Source organism: Pseudomonas izuensis (assembly GCF_002356535.2).
Lineage (GTDB): Bacteria > Pseudomonadota > Gammaproteobacteria > Pseudomonadales > Pseudomonadaceae > Aquipseudomonas > Aquipseudomonas izuensis.
In genome coordinates, this window is record NZ_AP017423.2 from 51478 (window position 1) to 67953 (window position 16476).

At 59.8% G+C, this 16476-nt stretch carries 15 protein-coding genes; 7 read left to right on the top strand and 8 right to left on the bottom strand.

Translation table 11 applies throughout. The features are described 5' to 3' along the window. Nucleotides 1-85 precede the first annotated feature (85 nt). The 5 genes from LAB08_RS00240 to LAB08_RS00260 form a co-directional block, all read right to left on the bottom strand. Complete coding sequence (locus LAB08_RS00240; RefSeq protein ID WP_096514081.1) at nucleotides 86-2110, bottom strand: GGDEF domain-containing protein; 2025 nt, start codon at nucleotides 2108-2110, stop codon at nucleotides 86-88. After that, nucleotides 2107-2985, bottom strand: a complete 879-nt coding sequence (locus LAB08_RS00245; RefSeq protein WP_096514080.1) for an endonuclease/exonuclease/phosphatase family protein — start codon at nucleotides 2983-2985, stop codon at nucleotides 2107-2109. The genes LAB08_RS00240 and LAB08_RS00245 overlap by 4 nt, the downstream gene beginning before the upstream one ends. 14 nt (nucleotides 2986-2999) lie before the next feature. Beyond that, nucleotides 3000-3641: a thiol:disulfide interchange protein DsbA gene (gene dsbA, locus LAB08_RS00250; protein ID WP_096514079.1), complete on the bottom strand. Its 642-nt coding sequence runs from the start codon at nucleotides 3639-3641 to the stop codon at nucleotides 3000-3002. 200 nt (nucleotides 3642-3841) lie between these two features. Then, nucleotides 3842-4471 (bottom strand): c-type cytochrome, encoded by a 630-nt coding sequence (locus tag LAB08_RS00255; RefSeq protein WP_096514077.1) that lies wholly within the window; start codon nucleotides 4469-4471, stop codon nucleotides 3842-3844. A 45-nt stretch (nucleotides 4472-4516) separates the two neighbouring features. Beyond that, nucleotides 4517-4807, bottom strand: a complete 291-nt coding sequence (locus LAB08_RS00260; RefSeq protein ID WP_096514076.1) for a c-type cytochrome — start codon at nucleotides 4805-4807, stop codon at nucleotides 4517-4519. A gap of 191 nt (nucleotides 4808-4998) precedes the next feature. Here LAB08_RS00260 and yihA point away from each other — a divergent pair, with 191 nt between their 5' ends. Next, on the top strand, nucleotides 4999-5640 hold the full coding sequence (gene yihA / locus LAB08_RS00265; RefSeq protein WP_096514075.1) for a ribosome biogenesis GTP-binding protein YihA/YsxC: 642 nt from the start codon (nucleotides 4999-5001) through the stop codon (nucleotides 5638-5640). Between the two features lie 397 nt (nucleotides 5641-6037). Here yihA and polA read toward each other — a convergent pair whose 3' ends face one another. Then, entirely contained in the window at nucleotides 6038-8854 is a 2817-nt protein-coding gene (polA, locus tag LAB08_RS00270; protein WP_096514074.1) for a DNA polymerase I, read from the bottom strand. A 74-nt stretch (nucleotides 8855-8928) separates the two neighbouring features. On the opposite strand from polA, the gene LAB08_RS00275 reads away from it, so the two are divergent. Both LAB08_RS00275 and LAB08_RS00280 read left to right on the top strand, forming a co-directional pair. After that, nucleotides 8929-9219, top strand: a complete 291-nt coding sequence (locus tag LAB08_RS00275) for a DUF2782 domain-containing protein (protein WP_096514073.1) — start codon at nucleotides 8929-8931, stop codon at nucleotides 9217-9219. A gap of 57 nt (nucleotides 9220-9276) precedes the next feature. Continuing rightward, nucleotides 9277-10227 carry a homoserine kinase gene (locus LAB08_RS00280; protein WP_096514072.1) on the top strand — a complete coding sequence of 317 codons (951 nt, stop codon included), beginning with the start codon at nucleotides 9277-9279 and terminating at the stop codon, nucleotides 10225-10227. A gap of 117 nt (nucleotides 10228-10344) precedes the next feature. Here LAB08_RS00280 and znuA read toward each other — a convergent pair whose 3' ends face one another. Further along, nucleotides 10345-11265 carry a zinc ABC transporter substrate-binding protein ZnuA gene (gene znuA, locus LAB08_RS00285; RefSeq protein WP_172901639.1) on the bottom strand — a complete coding sequence of 307 codons (921 nt, stop codon included), beginning with the start codon at nucleotides 11263-11265 and terminating at the stop codon, nucleotides 10345-10347. 66 nt (nucleotides 11266-11331) lie between these two features. Between znuA and zur the strand changes: the two genes are divergently transcribed. The 4 genes from zur to LAB08_RS00305 are packed head-to-tail and all read left to right on the top strand — an operon-like array spanning nucleotide 11332 to nucleotide 14137. Then, the gene (gene zur, locus LAB08_RS00290; RefSeq protein ID WP_096514070.1) at nucleotides 11332-11814 is read left to right on the top strand and encodes a zinc uptake transcriptional repressor Zur; all 483 of its coding nucleotides are present in this window, start codon (nucleotides 11332-11334) and stop codon (nucleotides 11812-11814) included. Then, on the top strand, nucleotides 11814-12599 hold the full coding sequence (znuC, locus tag LAB08_RS00295; RefSeq protein WP_096514069.1) for a zinc ABC transporter ATP-binding protein ZnuC: 786 nt from the start codon (nucleotides 11814-11816) through the stop codon (nucleotides 12597-12599). The genes zur and znuC overlap by 1 nt, the downstream gene beginning before the upstream one ends. After that, nucleotides 12592-13380, top strand: coding sequence for a zinc ABC transporter permease subunit ZnuB (znuB, locus tag LAB08_RS00300; RefSeq protein ID WP_096514068.1), 789 nt, complete (start codon nucleotides 12592-12594; stop codon nucleotides 13378-13380). The genes znuC and znuB overlap by 8 nt, the downstream gene beginning before the upstream one ends. A 37-nt stretch (nucleotides 13381-13417) precedes the next feature. After that, nucleotides 13418-14137 carry a PA5502 family lipoprotein gene (locus LAB08_RS00305; protein ID WP_096514067.1) on the top strand — a complete coding sequence of 240 codons (720 nt, stop codon included), beginning with the start codon at nucleotides 13418-13420 and terminating at the stop codon, nucleotides 14135-14137. Nucleotides 14138-14258: 121 nt separating this feature from the next. Here LAB08_RS00305 and katE read toward each other — a convergent pair whose 3' ends face one another. After that, complete coding sequence (katE, locus tag LAB08_RS00310) at nucleotides 14259-16400, bottom strand: catalase HPII (RefSeq protein ID WP_301943432.1); 2142 nt, start codon at nucleotides 16398-16400, stop codon at nucleotides 14259-14261. Between the last annotated feature and the right edge of the window lie 76 nt (nucleotides 16401-16476).

Here is a 16476-nt window from a genome sequence, read left to right on the forward strand (position 1 = left end):
CGCAAGACAGTAATGCAACAGTGTAACGTACTGTCCTGCGTACAGAGGGCAATCCGGCAGTTTTAAACAAAATGGAACAATTGCCTCAGCCCAGCTCCACCCGGTTACGGCCGGCATTCTTTGCACGATAGAGCGCCTGATCGGCTCTTTTGAGTACCAGGTCGCTATGCTCGCCAGGTTTGAACGCTGTCAGGCCCATGGAAATAGTGATCGTTACCCGCTCACCCTTGAAGTGGAACGGGCAGGCTTCGATCGACGCGCGCAGGTGTTCCAGCAATTTCATACCCGCTGCCGGCACTGTCGAAGGCAGCAACAGGACAAACTCTTCACCGCCAAACCGGGCAATGAAATCCGTCCCGCGCAGACGCTTGCTCAGCACAGTGGCAATGATTTTCAGCACTTTGTCACCCGCCAGGTGACCGTAGTTGTCGTTGATACGCTTGAAGTGATCGAGGTCGAGCATGGCCAGCATCAACGTGTTGCCGTGTTGTTGCCATTGGCTGATTTCATGGTCGAGCCGCTCGCTCCAGGCTGCGCGGTTGGGCAGGCCGGTCAATGGGTCGATCAAGGCTTTCTGGCGCTGCTCCTCGAGGTGTTCTCGAAAGCCAAGGGCTTCCTGCTCCATGTGCGCCACCCGTTCGGCCAGGCTGTGCAGGCGTGCCGCAACCTCCTGCTCACGCTCGTCGCGCTGCTTGCGATGCTGGTCCATGGTACCGAGCAGGCCCTCGAGGTGGTTTTCCAGTACGTGCTTGAGATCCTCCAGGTCGGCCGCTTCGTGCATGCTGGTCTGCAAGCCGTCCACCTGTTCGCGGATCTGCGTGTCCATGGCTTCTGCGGCGGAACGGCTGTCGGCATGCCCGGCGCTGGCGGCTTGCAGATTGCTCTGGAACGACTCGAGACGCTCATTGAGGCGCAGCAGGTAGGCTTCGAATTCATGTTGGCCACTGTCTGAAATCGCCAGCATCAAGGTAGCCAGATCGTCGAGAATCGGTAGTAATTCGTACCAGTTCAAACCGTTTTTCAGCCGATCGCGCATCGACTCGGCTTGCGGGCGGTGACGCTCGGGGAGCGTCAGGTCGTCGAGCAGGCCCAGCAATGTGTCTTCGATGTGCCTGGCCACCGAGCTGTAGGAGGGTTCGGGGGAGTCCGGCAGCGCGTAAAGCAGTTCGTGCCCTGTCAGGTCCTGCTCACCGGAAGCCAGGGCTGAAGGTTGTGGCAGGGGGGCGGGAAGCGCAGCGGGTGTCAGTTCGTCGGGATTGATTGTCGGCTCGAATTGGGGCGCTGGTGCCTCGGCAAGTACTGACGCCCCGTCAGGCTGATCAACATGAGCGGGTGCCGCGGGGAGTGGCGCAGACTCCTGCTGCGAATCGAGGGGTTCTGGCGAATCGGATGATGCCTGGATGACTTGTGGCTTGGCGGCCACGACGCTCGGATCTGAAGCTTTGACGTGCGGCTCATCGACAACCGGTGCGGGTTCGGCGGTTGCGGACGGTGTCGCTGCCATTGTCACGGGGATCGTTTCCGCAGACTTTTCGACAGGGTCATGCCCGGCGACAGGCGTGAGGGGCGTAGCGGCATCCTCGGCGTCCCGATGACCGAACAGCCGTTGCAACAAGCCAGGGCGACCGGATTCAGCAGGGCTCTCCACCTGACTCAAGGCTTTACCTTGCAAGCCGCTCAGTTCACTGAGCAGCAACGGAATCTCGCGAGCCTGGCTGACGCGGCTATCCAGCTGTTTGGCGAAACTCTTCAGCGGTCGGCTGACTTCCCGAGGCAGCGGCAATGTTTGCAGCTGAGTGACCAGTGCGGTCAGTGCCGCGCTGGTCTGGTTCACTCGGGTTTCCCGGCGTTGCTCGGAGTCGAGCACGGCTTTTTCCAGGCGCGGGATCAGGGCGGCCAGTCCGGCGTCCATGTCATCGGTACGCACGACTTCACGCATTTCCTTCATGCACTGGTCGACGGCGCGGTCGGTACCTTCTGCCGCCAGGGTGCTGCGTACCAGTCCGCGACGCAACAAGTCGAGGCGGGCATCCCAACGACGTTCGAGTTTTTCCTGTTGTTCGATGCTTTTGAGGTACTTCTCTTTCCAGCGCTGTGCTTCGTCGCTCATTCAGGGGTTCCGCGAAGGGCAGGACTCAGCGCGGGCAATGCATCGGCCGTGAGCGAACCCGGCAGACGAATCTCTACCGCGACCGGCAGGTGATCGGAAATGGGTTGAGCCAATACCTCGACCTTTTCAAGGGTCAGGGTCGGGCTTAGCAGAATATGGTCCAGGCAGCGTTGCGGGCGCCAACTGGGGAATGTCGCTTCCAGTTGCGGCGCGAGCAGGCCGAGGTCGCGCAATGGCGAGTGCTGCAGCAGGTCACTGGCGTGGGTATTCATGTCACCCATCAGGACCTGATGTTTATAACCGCCAATGACTTCGCGGATATAGGCCAATTGCATGCTGCGGGCTCGCGCACCCAGTGCCAGGTGCATCATGACCACTACCAGTGCTTCCGGACCTTCGCCGAAGCGCACCAGAATCGCCCCGCGACCCTTGGGCCCCGGCAGCGGATGGTCTTCGATCGCCCACGGGCGCAGGCGACTGAGCACACCATTGCTGTGCTGGCCGAGGCGTCCGAGATTGCGATTGAGTTGTTGATACCAGTAGGGGAAGGCGCCGAGCTGGGCCAGGTGCTCGACTTGATTGACGTAGCCTGAGCGCAGGCTGCCGCCATCAGCTTCCTGCAAGGCGACCAGATCGAAGTCACCCAGCAGGTTGCCGATTTTCTGCAGATTGTCGGCGCGCCCTGTGTGCGGCAACAGGTGCTGCCAGCCCCGGGTCAGGTAATGCCGATAGCGCTCGGTACTGATGCCGACCTGGATATTGAAACTGAGCAGGCGCAAACGGCTGTCTGCGGGCAAGCCCGTCGATTCCAGGTGATGCTCGTTGACCCGCGGATCATGCAGGCCAACGACGCGTTCGGTTCCCCAGCGGCGCATGGCGGGTACTGCCCTTAGTTGGCGGCAGCCTTGTTAGCCGCTCGCTCTTTGTCGATCAGTTTGTCGGCCAGTTGCAGGGCTTGTTCTGCACCGCCGGCGGAGCCTACGTCAAAGCGGTATTTGCCGTTGACGATCATGGTTGGAACGCCAGAGATTTCATACTTTTTGGCCAGTTCACGAGCCTTGACGATCTGGCCCTTGATAGCGAAAGAGTCGAAAGTCGCGAGGAACTTGTCCTTGTCCACGCCTTGGGTGGCGAGGAAGTCGGCCATGTCATTCTTGTCGGTCAGTTTCTTGTGCTCTTTCTGAATCGCGTTGAACACCGCTGCGTGAACGTTGTGCTCCACGCCCATGGCTTCAAGGGTCAGGAACATTTGCCCGTGGGCATCCCATGGGCCGCCAAACATGGCAGGAATACGCACGAAATTCACATCGGAAGGCAGCTTCTCGACCCAAGGATTGATCACCGGCTCGAACGCGTAGCAGTGCGGGCAGCCGTACCAGAACAGCTCCACCACTTCGATCTTGCCCGGAACGGCGACCGGAACCGGGTTGCTCAGTTCGACGTAAGGGGCGGCGGGGGCTTCGGCGGCCTGGGCAGTCATGCCGAACAGGCTGGCAGCGACGAGTGCGGCGCTGATGATCAGATTACGCATGCTTTACTCCTGGACAAATTTTTTCGCCTCGCGTGACCTGTATTCAGACAGGTCATGGCGGGCCTGAGTTCTGTAGTGTAACGGCAGCGGCCACAAAAAAGGGCGGCCAAAGCCACCCTTTTTATACTTGCTGCGACGGATTAATCGAGCGTTAACGTTGCAGGCGTTGGATGCCTCGCGCATCGCCCGGTTCGTCAGACTTAGTGCAGGCCTTGAATGTAGCTGGACACGGCGGCGATGTCTTCGTCGCTCAGTTTCTTGGCAATGGTCTGCATCGGTTTGGTATCGCCGTCGTTCGCCCGGCCACCTTCTTCTTTGCGGAAGTCAGTCAGTTGCTTGGCGATGTATTGAGCGTGTTGGCCACCCAGGTGCGGGAAGCCGGCGGCCGCGTTGCCGGCGCCGTTTGGCGAGTGGCAACCGGTGCAGGATGGCAGGCCCTTGTTCAGATCGCCGCCACGGAACAGGGCTTCACCACGAGCCACGACTTTCGGGTCGGCGGCGCCGACGCTGCCTTTCTGGCTGGCAAAGTAGGCGGCGATGTCCGCCAGGTCCTGATCGCTCAGGTTGGTCAGCAGGCCGGTCATTTCCAGAACGGTGCGCTTGCCCGACTTGATGTCGTGCAGCTGCTTGGTCAGGTAGCGTTCACCTTGCCCCGCCAGTTTTGGAAAGTTTGGCGCCATGCTGTTGCCATCCGGGCCATGACAGGCGCCACATACGGCGGCTTTTGCCTGGCCTGCGGCGGCGTCACCAGGTTTCACTGGCTCACCTGCAGCATGGGCAATGCCGGAGATTCCCACGGTCAACAGCAGACTCACGATCAATTTGTTCATCAGCTAATCCAACTACGGCTAAGGGTTAAGAGTTATGGACCGGGTTTACTCGCTCATCCACTGGATGATGGCTCGGTAATCCTCGGCACTGCAGTCCATGCACAAACCACGCGGCGGCATCGCCTTGAAACCCTGGGTCACGTGTTGCACCAGCGTCTCCATACCTTTCGCCAACCTCGGCGTCCAAGCTTCCTGATCGCCTTTTTTGGGCGCCATGGGTAGTTGGCCGGAATGACAGGCACCACAAACACGGTTGTACACAGCTTCCGGATCCTGTGTAGCCTGAGCGCTGTAAAGCGGCATCAAGACACCGGCAACTAGCAGCCACTTCGTCATAAAACGACCTTTTCAGGGTTGAGAGCGTGTTGCGTTCTAGTGCGCAATCAAGGTCTGTCGCTCTCGTGAACTTCATCCTACGCTGGGACAAAGCGCACACAAAATCTGCGGCATTATATACTGGCGTCACTGAAACGGAAGCGACACTGCTTGCCGCGCCCATTCCCGGCGCCACCCACATCGGAAATCCCATGCAACTCAAGAATCCCATCCTCGGTCTGTGCCAACAGTCCACCTTCATGCTCAGCGCCGCCAAAGTCGACCAATGTCCGGACGACGAAGGTTTTGAAGTCGCCTTCGCCGGGCGTTCCAACGCCGGCAAGTCCAGTGCGCTCAACACCCTGACCCATGCCAGCCTGGCGCGTACCTCGAAAACACCGGGACGCACACAGCTGTTGAACTTCTTCAAGCTAGACGATGAACGCCGTCTGGTCGACCTGCCGGGTTACGGTTACGCGAAAGTACCTATCCCGCTCAAGCAACACTGGCAGCGTCACCTTGAGGCTTATTTGGGTGGCCGCGAGAGTTTGAAGGGGCTGATTCTGATGATGGACATCCGTCATCCAATGACTGACTTCGACTTGTTGATGCTTGATTGGGCCGTCGCTGCCGGCATGCCGATGCACATTCTGCTGACCAAAGCGGACAAATTGACCTACGGCGCAGCCAAGAACACGCTGCTCAAGGTGCAGTCGGAAATTCGCAAGGGTTGGGGTGACAGCGTGTCGATTCAGCTGTTTTCGGCGCCGAAACGCATGGGTCTGGAAGATGCCTATACTGTACTGGCTGGCTGGATGGAGCTGGCGGACAAGGGCGCCGAGGTTGCCGGATAAAAAACTGGCTGTGATGCGTTCAGGTAAGGCAAAAGCTTTGCCTGAGCGCGCCACAGCCAGTTTTCAGGCAAAAAAAACCCCGGACTTCTATGGGGAGGGGGAAGTTCCGGGGTTCAAGTTCTAGACCGCTAGGGCGGGGTCCAGATATCTGCCAACACTTAACACAACATAGGAGCATCGAAGGGCTTCACCAGCCATTCAGTAACTCTGAGTAGCAAATCTTCGGATTAGTTCATAATTTTTTCAAATACGTTTGGAATAACCCTAAGCGCGTTCTGGACTAAGAGCTCTTCGCCCACTGCCGCGGCGCTATCTGTAGGAGCTTGCTCGCGATGATGTATCGGGCGTAGCGATCAGCCTGACACTCTTTCGCGAGCAAGCTCGCTCCTACAGGGAGTCAGTGAGCCTCATCCCAGTTATTGCCCACACCCACTTCGACCAGCAGCGGAACATCCAGCTTCGCCGCACCACTCATGTGGATTCGAATTTCATCTCGGACCTGCTCGACCAGGTCTTCGCGCACCTCAAGCACCAGTTCATCGTGCACTTGCAGGATGACTTTGGCGTCGAGGCCCGACTCTGCCAGCCAGTTGTCCACCGCCACCATGGCTTTCTTGATGATATCGGCCGCGGTGCCCTGCATCGGCGCGTTGATCGCCGTGCGTTCGGCAGCGGCACGCTCTTGCGGCTTGTTGGAATTGATCTCCGGCAGATACAACCGGCGCCCGAAGAACGTTTCCACGAAACCCTGATCCGCCGCTTGGGCGCGTGTGCGGTCCATGTACTCACGCACGCCCGGATAGCGGGCGAAGTACGTATCGATGTAAGCCTTGGCGGTCTTGGTATCGACACCAATGTCTTTGCCCAGTTTCTGGGCACCCATGCCGTAGATCAGGCCGAAGTTGATCGCCTTGGCACTGCGGCGCTGGTCGGAGGTCACGTCTGCCAACTCGACTTTGAAGACCTCGGCGGCGGTGGCGGTGTGCACGTCCAGATTGTGGCGGAAGGCGTTCATCAGGCCTTCGTCACGGGACAGGTGCGCCATGATCCTCAGTTCGATCTGCGAGTAGTCCGCCGCCAGCAATTTGTAACCGGTAGGCGCCACGAAGGCCTGGCGGATGCGACGCCCTTCAGCGGTGCGCACCGGGATGTTCTGCAGGTTCGGGTCACTGGAAGACAGGCGTCCGGTGGACGCTACTGCCTGGTGATACGAAGTGTGGATGCGCCCGGTGCGCGGGTTGATCTGCTCCGGCAGACGGTCGGTGTAGGTGCTTTTCAGCTTGCTCATGGAGCGGTATTCCATCAGCACCTTGGGCAGCCGGTAGTCGTCCTCGGCCAGCTTGGCCAACACCTCTTCGGCGGTGGACGGCTGGCCCTTGGCGGTTTTCTTCAGCACCGGCAGGCCGAGCTTCTCGTAGAGGATCACGCCAAGCTGCTTTGGCGACCCCAGATTGAACTCCTCGCCGGCAATCTCGAAGGCTTCACGCTCCAGCGCCACCATCTTGTCGCCCAGTTCGATGCTTTGCACGCCCAACAGCGCGGCATCGACGAAAGCTCCCTGGCGTTCGATACGCGCCAGCACGGGCACCAGCGGGATTTCGATGTCGGTCAATACACTGGCCAGGCTTGGGATGGCGGTGAGCTTCTCGAACAGCGCCTGGTGCAGACGCAAGGTAACGTCGGCATCTTCAGCGGCATAAGGGCCGGCCTGCTCCAGGGCGATTTGATCGAAGGTCAGCTGCTTAACGCCTTTGCCGGCGATGTCCTGGAAACTCACTGTGGTGTGATCCAGGTACTTCAGCGCCAGGCTGTCCATGTCGTGGCGGGTGGCTGTGGAGTTGAGCACGTAGGATTCGAGCATGGTATCGAACGCAATGCCGCGCACGGTGATGCCGTTGGCCTGATCGCCACCGATGGCGCAGTTGGCCAGGATGTTCATGTCGAACTTGGCGTGCTGGCCGACCTTGAGTTTGTTCGGGTCTTCCAGGATCGGCTTGAGCGCGCGCAGGACCGTGTCGCGATCCAGTTGCTCGGGCACGCCGATGTAGGAGTGGGTCAACGGGATGTAGGCGGCTTCGTTGGCCTGCACCGCAAACGACAGGCCCACCAGTTGCGCCTGTTGCGCGTCGATGCCGGTGGTTTCGGTGTCGAAGGCGAACAGCGGGGCGTTATTGAGTTTCTCCAGCCAGGCGTCGAACCGTGCCTGATCGAGGATGGTCTCGTAGCGGGTTTCAGACGTTGCCACCGGCGCTTCGGCCTCCGCGATGGCTTCGGCGGCGCTGAACAGGTCGACGACTGGCTCAGGTTCGGCGGCAGTGCTCAGTTCAATGCGCTTGGCGTCCCGTTGCAGATCGTTCAACCAGCTCTTGAATTCCAGCAGGTTGTAGAGCTCGGTGAGCTTGACCGGATCTTCCGGGCCCATTTGCAGGTCATCGAGGCCGACGTCCAGCGGCACATCCACTTTGATCGTCGCCAGTTGATAGGAGAGGAACGCCATCTCCTTGTGTTCTTCAAGCTTGGCCGGCAGCGTCTTTGCACCGCGGATCGGCAGGGTCGGGACAATATCAAGCTGCGCGTAGAGCTCGGTCAGGCCGCCATTCACGCCGACCAGCAGCCCGGAAGCGGTTTTCGGACCGATGCCCGGAACGCCTGGAATGTTGTCGGAAGAATCGCCCATGAGTGCCAGATAGTCGATGATCTGTTCCGGAGCGACGCCGAATTTCTCCTTCACGCCCTCCACGTCCATGCTGCTACCGGTCATGGTATTGACCAAGGTAATGTGGCCGTCGACCAGTTGCGCCATGTCCTTGTCGCCGGTGGAGATGACGACCGGACGATCGGCGGCGGCACTGCTGCGGGCCAGGGTGCCGATCACGTCATCGGCTTCGACACCTTCGACGCACAGCAGCGGGAAGCCCAGGGCGATCACGCTCTGATGCAGCGGCTCGATCTGCACGCGCATGTCATCGGGCATGCTCGGGCGGTTGGCCTTGTATTCGGCGTACATTTCATCGCGAAATGTCCCACCCTTGGCGTCGAACACCACGGCGAACGGGCTGTCCGGGTACTGCTTGCGCAGACTCTTGAGCATGTTCAACACGCCCTTGACCGCGCCGGTCGGCAGGCCTTTTGAGGTGGTCAGCGGTGGCAGCGCGTGAAAGGCGCGGTACAGGTAAGACGAACCGTCCACCAGGACGAGGGGGGCTTGGCTCATGAGCAGGATCAACCTTTTCGGCGGGTCCGGCGCTAGAATAGCGGGACCGTTGACGACAAAGGGACAAGGTTATCATGCGCACACTAAATCGCCTGTTGCTGGCTGGGTTGTTTGCAACCGCACCGTTGGCCGTGATGGCGGCGAACGATGCGCCATCGCCTGAACCGGATGTAACCATTCGCACGGAAGGCGATAACACCATCAAGGAATACCGCCAGAATGGCTTTCTGTACGCCATTCAAGTAACGCCGAAAGGCGGAAAGCCGTACTTTCTGGTGCGCGCCGATGGATCGGACGGTAACTTCATCCGCTCGGATCAGCCGGATATGCTGATTCCGTCGTGGAAGATTTTTGAGTGGAAATAGTTTCTTAATTTCAATCGGCGCTGGCTCAACAGCGGCGCCCGTACTGGCAGTTTAAACATGTCTGTGTTCACCCCCCTGGCTCGGCCCGAGCTGGAAACTTTTCTCGCCCCTTATGGCCTCGGCCGCCTGCTTGATTTCCAGGGGATTGCCGCCGGTAGCGAAAACACCAACTTCTTTATCAGCCTGGAGCAGGGCGAATTTGTCCTGACTCTGGTCGAGCGTGGCCCGGTCCAGGAGATGCCGTTCTTCATCGAATTGCTCGACGTGCTGCACGAAGCCGATCTGCCGGTGCCCTACGCCCTGCGCACCACTGATGGGATCGCGTTGCGTGAACTGGCGGGCAAACCTGCGTTGCTGCAACCGCGTCTGGCCGGCAAGCACATCAAGCAAGCCAATGCTCAGCATTGCGCGCAGGTGGGCGAGTTGCTTGCCCACCTGCATCTCGCGACCCAAGCCAACATGATCAAGCGCAAAACCGATCGTGGCCTGGACTGGATGCTGGAGGAGGGCACGCAGTTTCTGTCGCACCTCAATACCGAGCAGAAAGATCTGCTGGAACGGGCGCTGGATGAAATCACACTGCAGAAAGAGAAAATTCTGGCGCTGCCACGGGCCAACATCCACGCCGATCTGTTCCGCGATAACGCGATGTTTGAAGGCACGCACCTGACCGGTCTGATCGATTTCTACAACGCCTGCTCGGGGCCGATGCTCTATGACGTGGCGATTGCCCTGAATGACTGGTGTTCGGACGATGAAGGTCTGATCGACGGACCTCGGGCGCGGGCGTTGCTCGGCTCTTACGCAGCGCTGCGTCCATTCACGGCCGCCGAAGCCGAGCTGTGGCCGACCCTGTTGCGGGTGGCCTGTGTGCGCTTCTGGTTGTCGCGCTTGATCGCGGCGGAGTCATTCGCCGGGCAGGATGTGTTGATTCACGATCCGATGGAGTTTCAGCAGCGGTTGGCGCAGCGGCAGACGGTCAATACGCCGCTACCGTTCGCCCTCTAAAAGCTTCGCGAGCAGGCTCGCTCCCACAGTTGACCGATGTGAACACAGATTTTGTGTCCGCGAGGGATCCCTGTGGGAGCGAGCCTGCTCGCGAATGGGGCGACACAAGTTCCGGAGTTACAACGACTCCAGACACCCCGCCAAATCATTCCCCAACTTCTCCAGCACCTGCTCATACCCCTGAGCGGTTGCCGGCGTGTACCCACCCAGCGCATCCAGCTCCGCCAGTTTCACGGGCAGGCCGGCCACCAGGGTTTCCGCCAGGCGCGGGCGCAACGGGGGTTCGCTGAACACACAGGTCTTGCCGACTTCCTGCAACCGCGCACGCATCGCTGCGACATGCTGGGCGCCGGGTTGCACCTCGGCGGCGACGCTGAACACCCCCGCGTGCTTGAGACCGTAGGCGTCCTCGAAGTAGTCGAAGGCTTCGTGGAACACAAAGTAAGGTTTGCCTTCAACACCGGCCAGGCGCTTCTTCAGCCGCAGGTCGAGGGCATCGAGGCGTTCATCAAAGGCCTTGAGGTTGCTCTCATACCGCGCGGCATTGGCAGGATCGGCCGCGCTGAGGTCGGCGGCCATTTTCGTGGCGATGACGCGTGCGTTGATCGGCGACAGCCACAAATGCGCATCCAGGCTGCCCGGACGGTGATCGTGGTCGTGCTCGTCGGCTTCTTCGGCGTGGGAGTGACTGTCCTCGGCGAAACGGCGCAGTTTCATACCGGGCAAATCCTGCACGGCGACGCTAGGCAGCGTACGACCATTGAGCACCCGAGGCAGGAAACCTTCCATGTCCGGCCCGATCCAGTAAACCAGATCCACGGACTGCACCTTCCGTACGTCGGAAGGGCGCAAGGCATAGTTATGCGGCGACGCTCCGGGTGGCAACAAGACTTCCGGAATCGCTACGCCGTCCTGCACCGCCGCGGCGATCAGCTGCAGCGGCTTGATGCTGGTGAGGACCTTGACCTCGGCTTGCGCCTGACCGATCAGCAGAAAACTTGCGAAAAATGCGACAAAGATTGAAAAAAGTCGGGACACGATGACCACTCGAAGAGGCGAGAACGGGTAACATAATAACGTCTCTCACAATAATCGTCGCCGCTCATGCCTAAAACACCGATTGCCAGCCGTCCCCACGACCACTCTCATTGCGTGCACAGCGCATTGTCTGAGGCCGATGCCCTGTGCGCGCGTCAGGGTTTGCGCCTGACTGCATTGCGGCGGCGGGTGCTGGAACTGGTGTGGCAAAGCCACAAGCCGCTGGGTGCCTACGACATTCTCGCGGTGCTCAGCGAGCAGGATGGTCGCCGTGCGGCGCCGCCGACCGTGTATCGCGCGCTCGACTTCCTGCTGGAAAACGGCCTCGTACACCGCATCTCTTCGCTCAACGCCTTCATCGGCTGCAATCACCCGGAACACGCGCACCAGGGGCAGTTCCTGATCTGCCGCGACTGCCACGCTGCCATTGAGCTCGAGCAGAAATCCATCAGCGACGCGATCATTGCCAGTGCCCAGGATGTCGGGTTCGTCGTTGAAGGCCAGACCGTCGAAGTGATCGGTCTCTGCTCGGGTTGCCAGGAGGCTTGATGAGCAACGCGCTGATCCGCCTCGAGCAGGTTGCTGTCACGTTTGCCGGGCAAAGTGTGCTGGATAACATCGAGCTGAGCGTCGAGCCAGGTCAGATTGTCACCCTGATCGGCCCCAACGGCGCCGGCAAGACCACGTTGGTGCGCGCCGTGCTGGGGCTGTTGAAGCCCGACAGTGGCAGTGTCTGGCGCAAACCGAAATTGCGGGTCGGCTACATGCCGCAAAAACTGCATGTCGATCCGACCTTGCCGCTCTCGGTCCTGCGTTTCTTGCGACTTGTGCCTGGGGTGGATCGTGCGATGGCCTTGGCCGCGCTCAAGGAAGTCGGCGCCGAACAGGTGATCGACAGCCCCGTGCAAAGCGTCTCCGGCGGTGAAATGCAGCGCGTCCTGCTGGCCCGTGCGCTGTTGCGCGAACCGGAGTTGCTGGTGCTCGACGAGCCGGTGCAAGGTGTCGACGTGGCCGGCCAGGCCGAACTCTATAGCCTGATCACCCGCCTGCGCGACCGTCACGGCTGCGGTGTGCTGATGGTCTCCCACGATCTGCATCTGGTGATGAGCACCACCGATCAGGTGGTTTGCCTCAATCGTCACGTTTGCTGCTCCGGCCATCCCGAGCAGGTCAGCGGCGATCCGGCCTTCGTCGAGCTGTTCGGGAAAAACGCACAAAGCCTGGCGATTTATCACCACCACCACGACCATGCCCACGATTTGCACGGCTCGGTGGTCAAAGCGCCCGGATCGGGCCATACCCATGTTCACGGAGATAGCTGCAAGCATGGCTGATTTTCTGCTCTACGCCCTGCTTGCAGGTCTGGCCCTGGCAGTGGTCGCGGGTCCGTTGGGTTCTTTCGTGGTCTGGCGGCGCATGGCCTATTTTGGCGACACCCTGTCCCACGCGGCGTTGCTCGGGGTTGCGTTGGGCTTCCTGCTGGATGTCAGCCCCACCGTTGCGGTCACCGTAGGCTGTTTGCTGCTGGCGGTGATGCTGGTGACGTTGCAACAGCGTCAACCGCTGGCGTCCGACACGCTTTTGGGAATTCTCGCACCGAGCACCCTCTCTCTGGGCTTGGTCGTACTAAGCTTCATGCACGAAGTGCGGATCGACCTGATGGCCTATCTGTTCGGTGACCTGTTGGCGATCAGCCCTGTCGATCTGGCCTGGATTCTGGGTGGCAGTGCGGCAGTGCTGGTGTTGCTGGTGACGTTGTGGCGGCCACTGTTGGCAATCACCGTGCATGAGGAGTTGGCCAGGGTCGAAGGCTTGCCCGTGGCGGGGTTGCGCATGGCGTTGATGCTGCTGATCGCCGTGGTGATTGCCGTGGCGATGAAAATCGTCGGTGTATTGCTGATTACTTCGTTGCTGATCATTCCGGCGGCTGCGGCACAACGACACGCCCGCTCGCCGGAACAGATGGCACTGGGTGCGAGCCTTCTGGGCATACTCGCCGTATGCGGCGGGCTGGCGCTGTCCTGGTTCAAGGACACTCCGGCCGGCCCGTCGATTGTAGTGACAGCCGCCGCGCTGTTTCTGCTGAGTTTTGTTCTGCCCCGCCGAGGGGTGTAGACTTGCTCGTTTTTTGCGCATATAGAGAGTCGCAGGAATGAAGTCGTTCCCCTCCCGTTATCTGCTCCTTGTCGCATTTTCTGTGCTGCTGGGCGCTTGCCAAAGCACGCCACCGGCAGCCACCGAGGCCCCGGATGCACGGGCCACGGCTATCGCACAGCTTGAGCAAAGCCTGGCCAGCAGCGAACTGGCCACCGCCGAAGATCAACTGGCCGCTTTGCAGGCTCAATCGCCCAACGATCAATCCCTGGAGCAATACCAGCGGCAATTGGCCGAAGCCTATCTGATGCGCAGCCAGATCGTGCTGCAAAAAGGTGACGTCAACGCGGCTGCTACTGCCCTGGCTCGGGCCCGTGCGCTGATGCCCAAGGCTCCGGCGCTGACTGGCGGGGTCAACGGTGCCATCGCTCAAGCCCGTAAGGCTGAACTGGATAAGGCCGAAGCGGACCTCAAGTCTGCCGAAGCCAAGCGCAAAGCCAAGGTCATTGACCCGGAGGCTGAAAGCACCACGGTGAAGCTGAAAATCACCGATATGGGGAAAGTGCGTCGTCAATTGGATGCCATCGCCGCCGATGTGGTGAATTTTCAGTGCGACGTGAGCATCCAGGTGCCGCGTACCGATGATTATCCTTGGTTGGCGAATCTGCTGACCAAGCGGGTGAACAAGCTTGATCCACAGTTTGATCTGAAGCTGGACCGACAGATCAATCGCAGCGTTCCGGCACAGATGGTTTTGAGTCCGCGCAAACAGCCTTAACAGCATCGCGGGCAAGCCTTGCTCCCACAGGTTTTGAGTCGCCCACCTGATTGATGAACGACCCATACCCTGTGGGAGCAAGGCTTGCCCGCGATGGCGTCCTCTGAATCAACACAAAAACCTAAGCCGGAATGGCTTTGGCCTTCGGCTCCCTCTCCCAAACCCGATGCTGCCCGATCGCCGCAAAAAACGCCTTGAACAGCTTGGCGTCCGTTCCCACGATCAACCCCGCATCAACCTCCAGCTTCAACACATCCATCAACTGCTTCGCCTCGCCATGCAACGCAATGGCTTTCAGGTGTTTGTACGCCTCCAGCAAGTAATGCAACGCCACGCCATCAGTGCTCAGCGCCTTGATCGAGGCCGCGCCACCGGGCACGAACACCGCATCGAACGCCACTGACGGCAAGCCTTCCATCGACGCGTCCACCGGCAACGATTTGCCTTCGGCGGTCTTCACCGGGGCCGAGCTCGGGCCGAGTAATTTGGCGTGCGCACCTTCAGCCTTCAGCGCTTTCTTGAGCACATCAATCGCTGCGCCATCTACCCCATTGGCCGCCAGAATCGCCACTTTGCGGGTCTTGATATCGGCGGGCAGCAAGTTGACCTGGCTCAACGCCGGTGAATGCTCCAGGGACGTTTTGGGTACATCCACCGTCCCGGCTTTCGGCGACGGCAGGCCCAGGTTCTGTGCGACCCGCCTGGCCAGTTCCAGATCAATGTTCGCCAGAATCTCATTCACCTGCCGTTCGCGGATGAATTCACGTTCCACCTTGCCCAGCTCAAAGCTGTACGCCGAAATGATGTGTTCCTGCTCGTGCTTGCTCATGCTGTGGAAAAACAGCCGCGCCTGGGAGAAGTGGTCGCTGAACGACTCGCTGCGCTGGCGGATTTTGTTGGCGTCGATGCGCTCCGGATAACTCTCGAAACCGCCATCCTGTGCAGACGGCGGGGTTTCCTTCGGCCAGCCGCCATCGATGGAGTTGGGCTCGTAGGCCGCGCGCCCCTTGTCGATGGTGGTGCGGTGCAGCGCGTCTCGCTGGCCATTGTTCAGGGGGGAAATCGTACGGTTGATGGGAATCTCGTGAAAGTTCGGCCCACCGAGTCGGCTGATCTGCGTATCGGTGTAGGAAAACAACCGGCCTTGCAGCAGCGGGTCGTTGGAGAAATCGATCCCCGGCACGATATGCCCCGGGCAGAACGCAACTTGCTCGGTTTCGGCAAAGAAGTTGTCCGGGTTGCGGTCGAGCACCATTTTGCCCAGCGGCGTAATTGGCACGATTTCTTCGGGGATGATCTTGGTCGGGTCGAGGATGTCGAAATCGAAGGCGTGTTCGTTTTCTTCCTCGATGACCTGAACACCCAATTCCCATTCCGGGTAGTCCCCCATCTCGATGGCTTCCCAGAGGTCGCGTCGGTGGTAGTCGGTGTCTTTTCCCGCGAGTTTTTGCGCTTCATCCCACACCAGCGAACAGGTGCCGGCAGTGGGTCGCCAGTGGAATTTGACGAAGCGCGATTTGCCTTCGGCATTGATCATGCGAAAGGTATGCACGCCGAAACCCTGCATGCTGCGCAGGCTTTTGGGGATCGCCCGGTCGGACATGGCCCAGATCACCATGTGCGCCGATTCCGGTTGTAGCGAAACAAAGTCCCAGAAAGTGTCATGGGCCGAGCCGCCGGTGGGTATTTCATTGTGGGGCTCGGGTTTCACCGCGTGTACGAAGTCAGGAAACTTGATGGCGTCCTGAATGAAAAACACCGGCATGTTGTTGCCCACCAGGTCGTAGATGCCTTCGTCAGTGAAGAACTTCACGGCGAAACCTCTGACATCACGCACCGTATCGCCTGACCCGCGAGGGCCTTGCACCGTGGAAAAACGCACGAACACGGGCGTCTTTTTGCCGGGATCCTGCAGGAAACCGGCCTTGGTCAAAACGCTGTGATTCTCATAACTCTGGAAATAGCCATGGGCACCCGTCCCGCGGGCGTGGACGATGCGTTCGGGAATGCGCTCATGGTCAAAATGCGTGATCTTTTCACGCATGATGAAGTCTTCCAGCAGTGACGGCCCACGGGCGCCGGCTTTCAACGTGTTCTGATTGTCGGCCACCTTCACGCCTTGATTGGTGCGCAGCGCTTCACCTGTGGCATCGGAGCGGAATTTTTCCAGGCTATCGAGCTTGGCGTTGGTGTTGCTGCGGTCCAGGGTATCGGTCCCGGCCAGTGCGCTCTTGGTGACGGCAGGTTTCTTGGTGCTCATCAGGCATGACTCCTCGGCTGTTTTCGAGTTGCCTAAGTAGTGACTGATGACGTTTTTAGCCGTTCCTTTTATCTGACCT

Coding starts and splice junctions, on each gene's coding strand:
- LAB08_RS00260 (WP_096514076.1), bottom strand. CDS start 4,807: ATGACGAAGTGGCTGCTAGTTGCCGGTGTCTTGATGCCGCTTTACAGC.
- znuB (WP_096514068.1), top strand. CDS start 12,592: ATGGCTGATTTTCTGCTCTACGCCCTGCTTGCAGGTCTGGCCCTGGCA.
- polA (WP_096514074.1), bottom strand. CDS start 8,854: ATGAGCCAAGCCCCCCTCGTCCTGGTGGACGGTTCGTCTTACCTGTAC.
- yihA (WP_096514075.1), top strand. CDS start 4,999: ATGCAACTCAAGAATCCCATCCTCGGTCTGTGCCAACAGTCCACCTTC.
- LAB08_RS00275 (WP_096514073.1), top strand. CDS start 8,929: ATGCGCACACTAAATCGCCTGTTGCTGGCTGGGTTGTTTGCAACCGCA.
- znuC (WP_096514069.1), top strand. CDS start 11,814: ATGAGCAACGCGCTGATCCGCCTCGAGCAGGTTGCTGTCACGTTTGCC.
- LAB08_RS00255 (WP_096514077.1), bottom strand. CDS start 4,471: ATGAACAAATTGATCGTGAGTCTGCTGTTGACCGTGGGAATCTCCGGC.
- zur (WP_096514070.1), top strand. CDS start 11,332: ATGCCTAAAACACCGATTGCCAGCCGTCCCCACGACCACTCTCATTGC.
- dsbA (WP_096514079.1), bottom strand. CDS start 3,641: ATGCGTAATCTGATCATCAGCGCCGCACTCGTCGCTGCCAGCCTGTTC.
- LAB08_RS00280 (WP_096514072.1), top strand. CDS start 9,277: ATGTCTGTGTTCACCCCCCTGGCTCGGCCCGAGCTGGAAACTTTTCTC.
- LAB08_RS00245 (WP_096514080.1), bottom strand. CDS start 2,985: ATGCGCCGCTGGGGAACCGAACGCGTCGTTGGCCTGCATGATCCGCGG.
- LAB08_RS00240 (WP_096514081.1), bottom strand. CDS start 2,110: ATGAGCGACGAAGCACAGCGCTGGAAAGAGAAGTACCTCAAAAGCATC.
- LAB08_RS00305 (WP_096514067.1), top strand. CDS start 13,418: ATGAAGTCGTTCCCCTCCCGTTATCTGCTCCTTGTCGCATTTTCTGTG.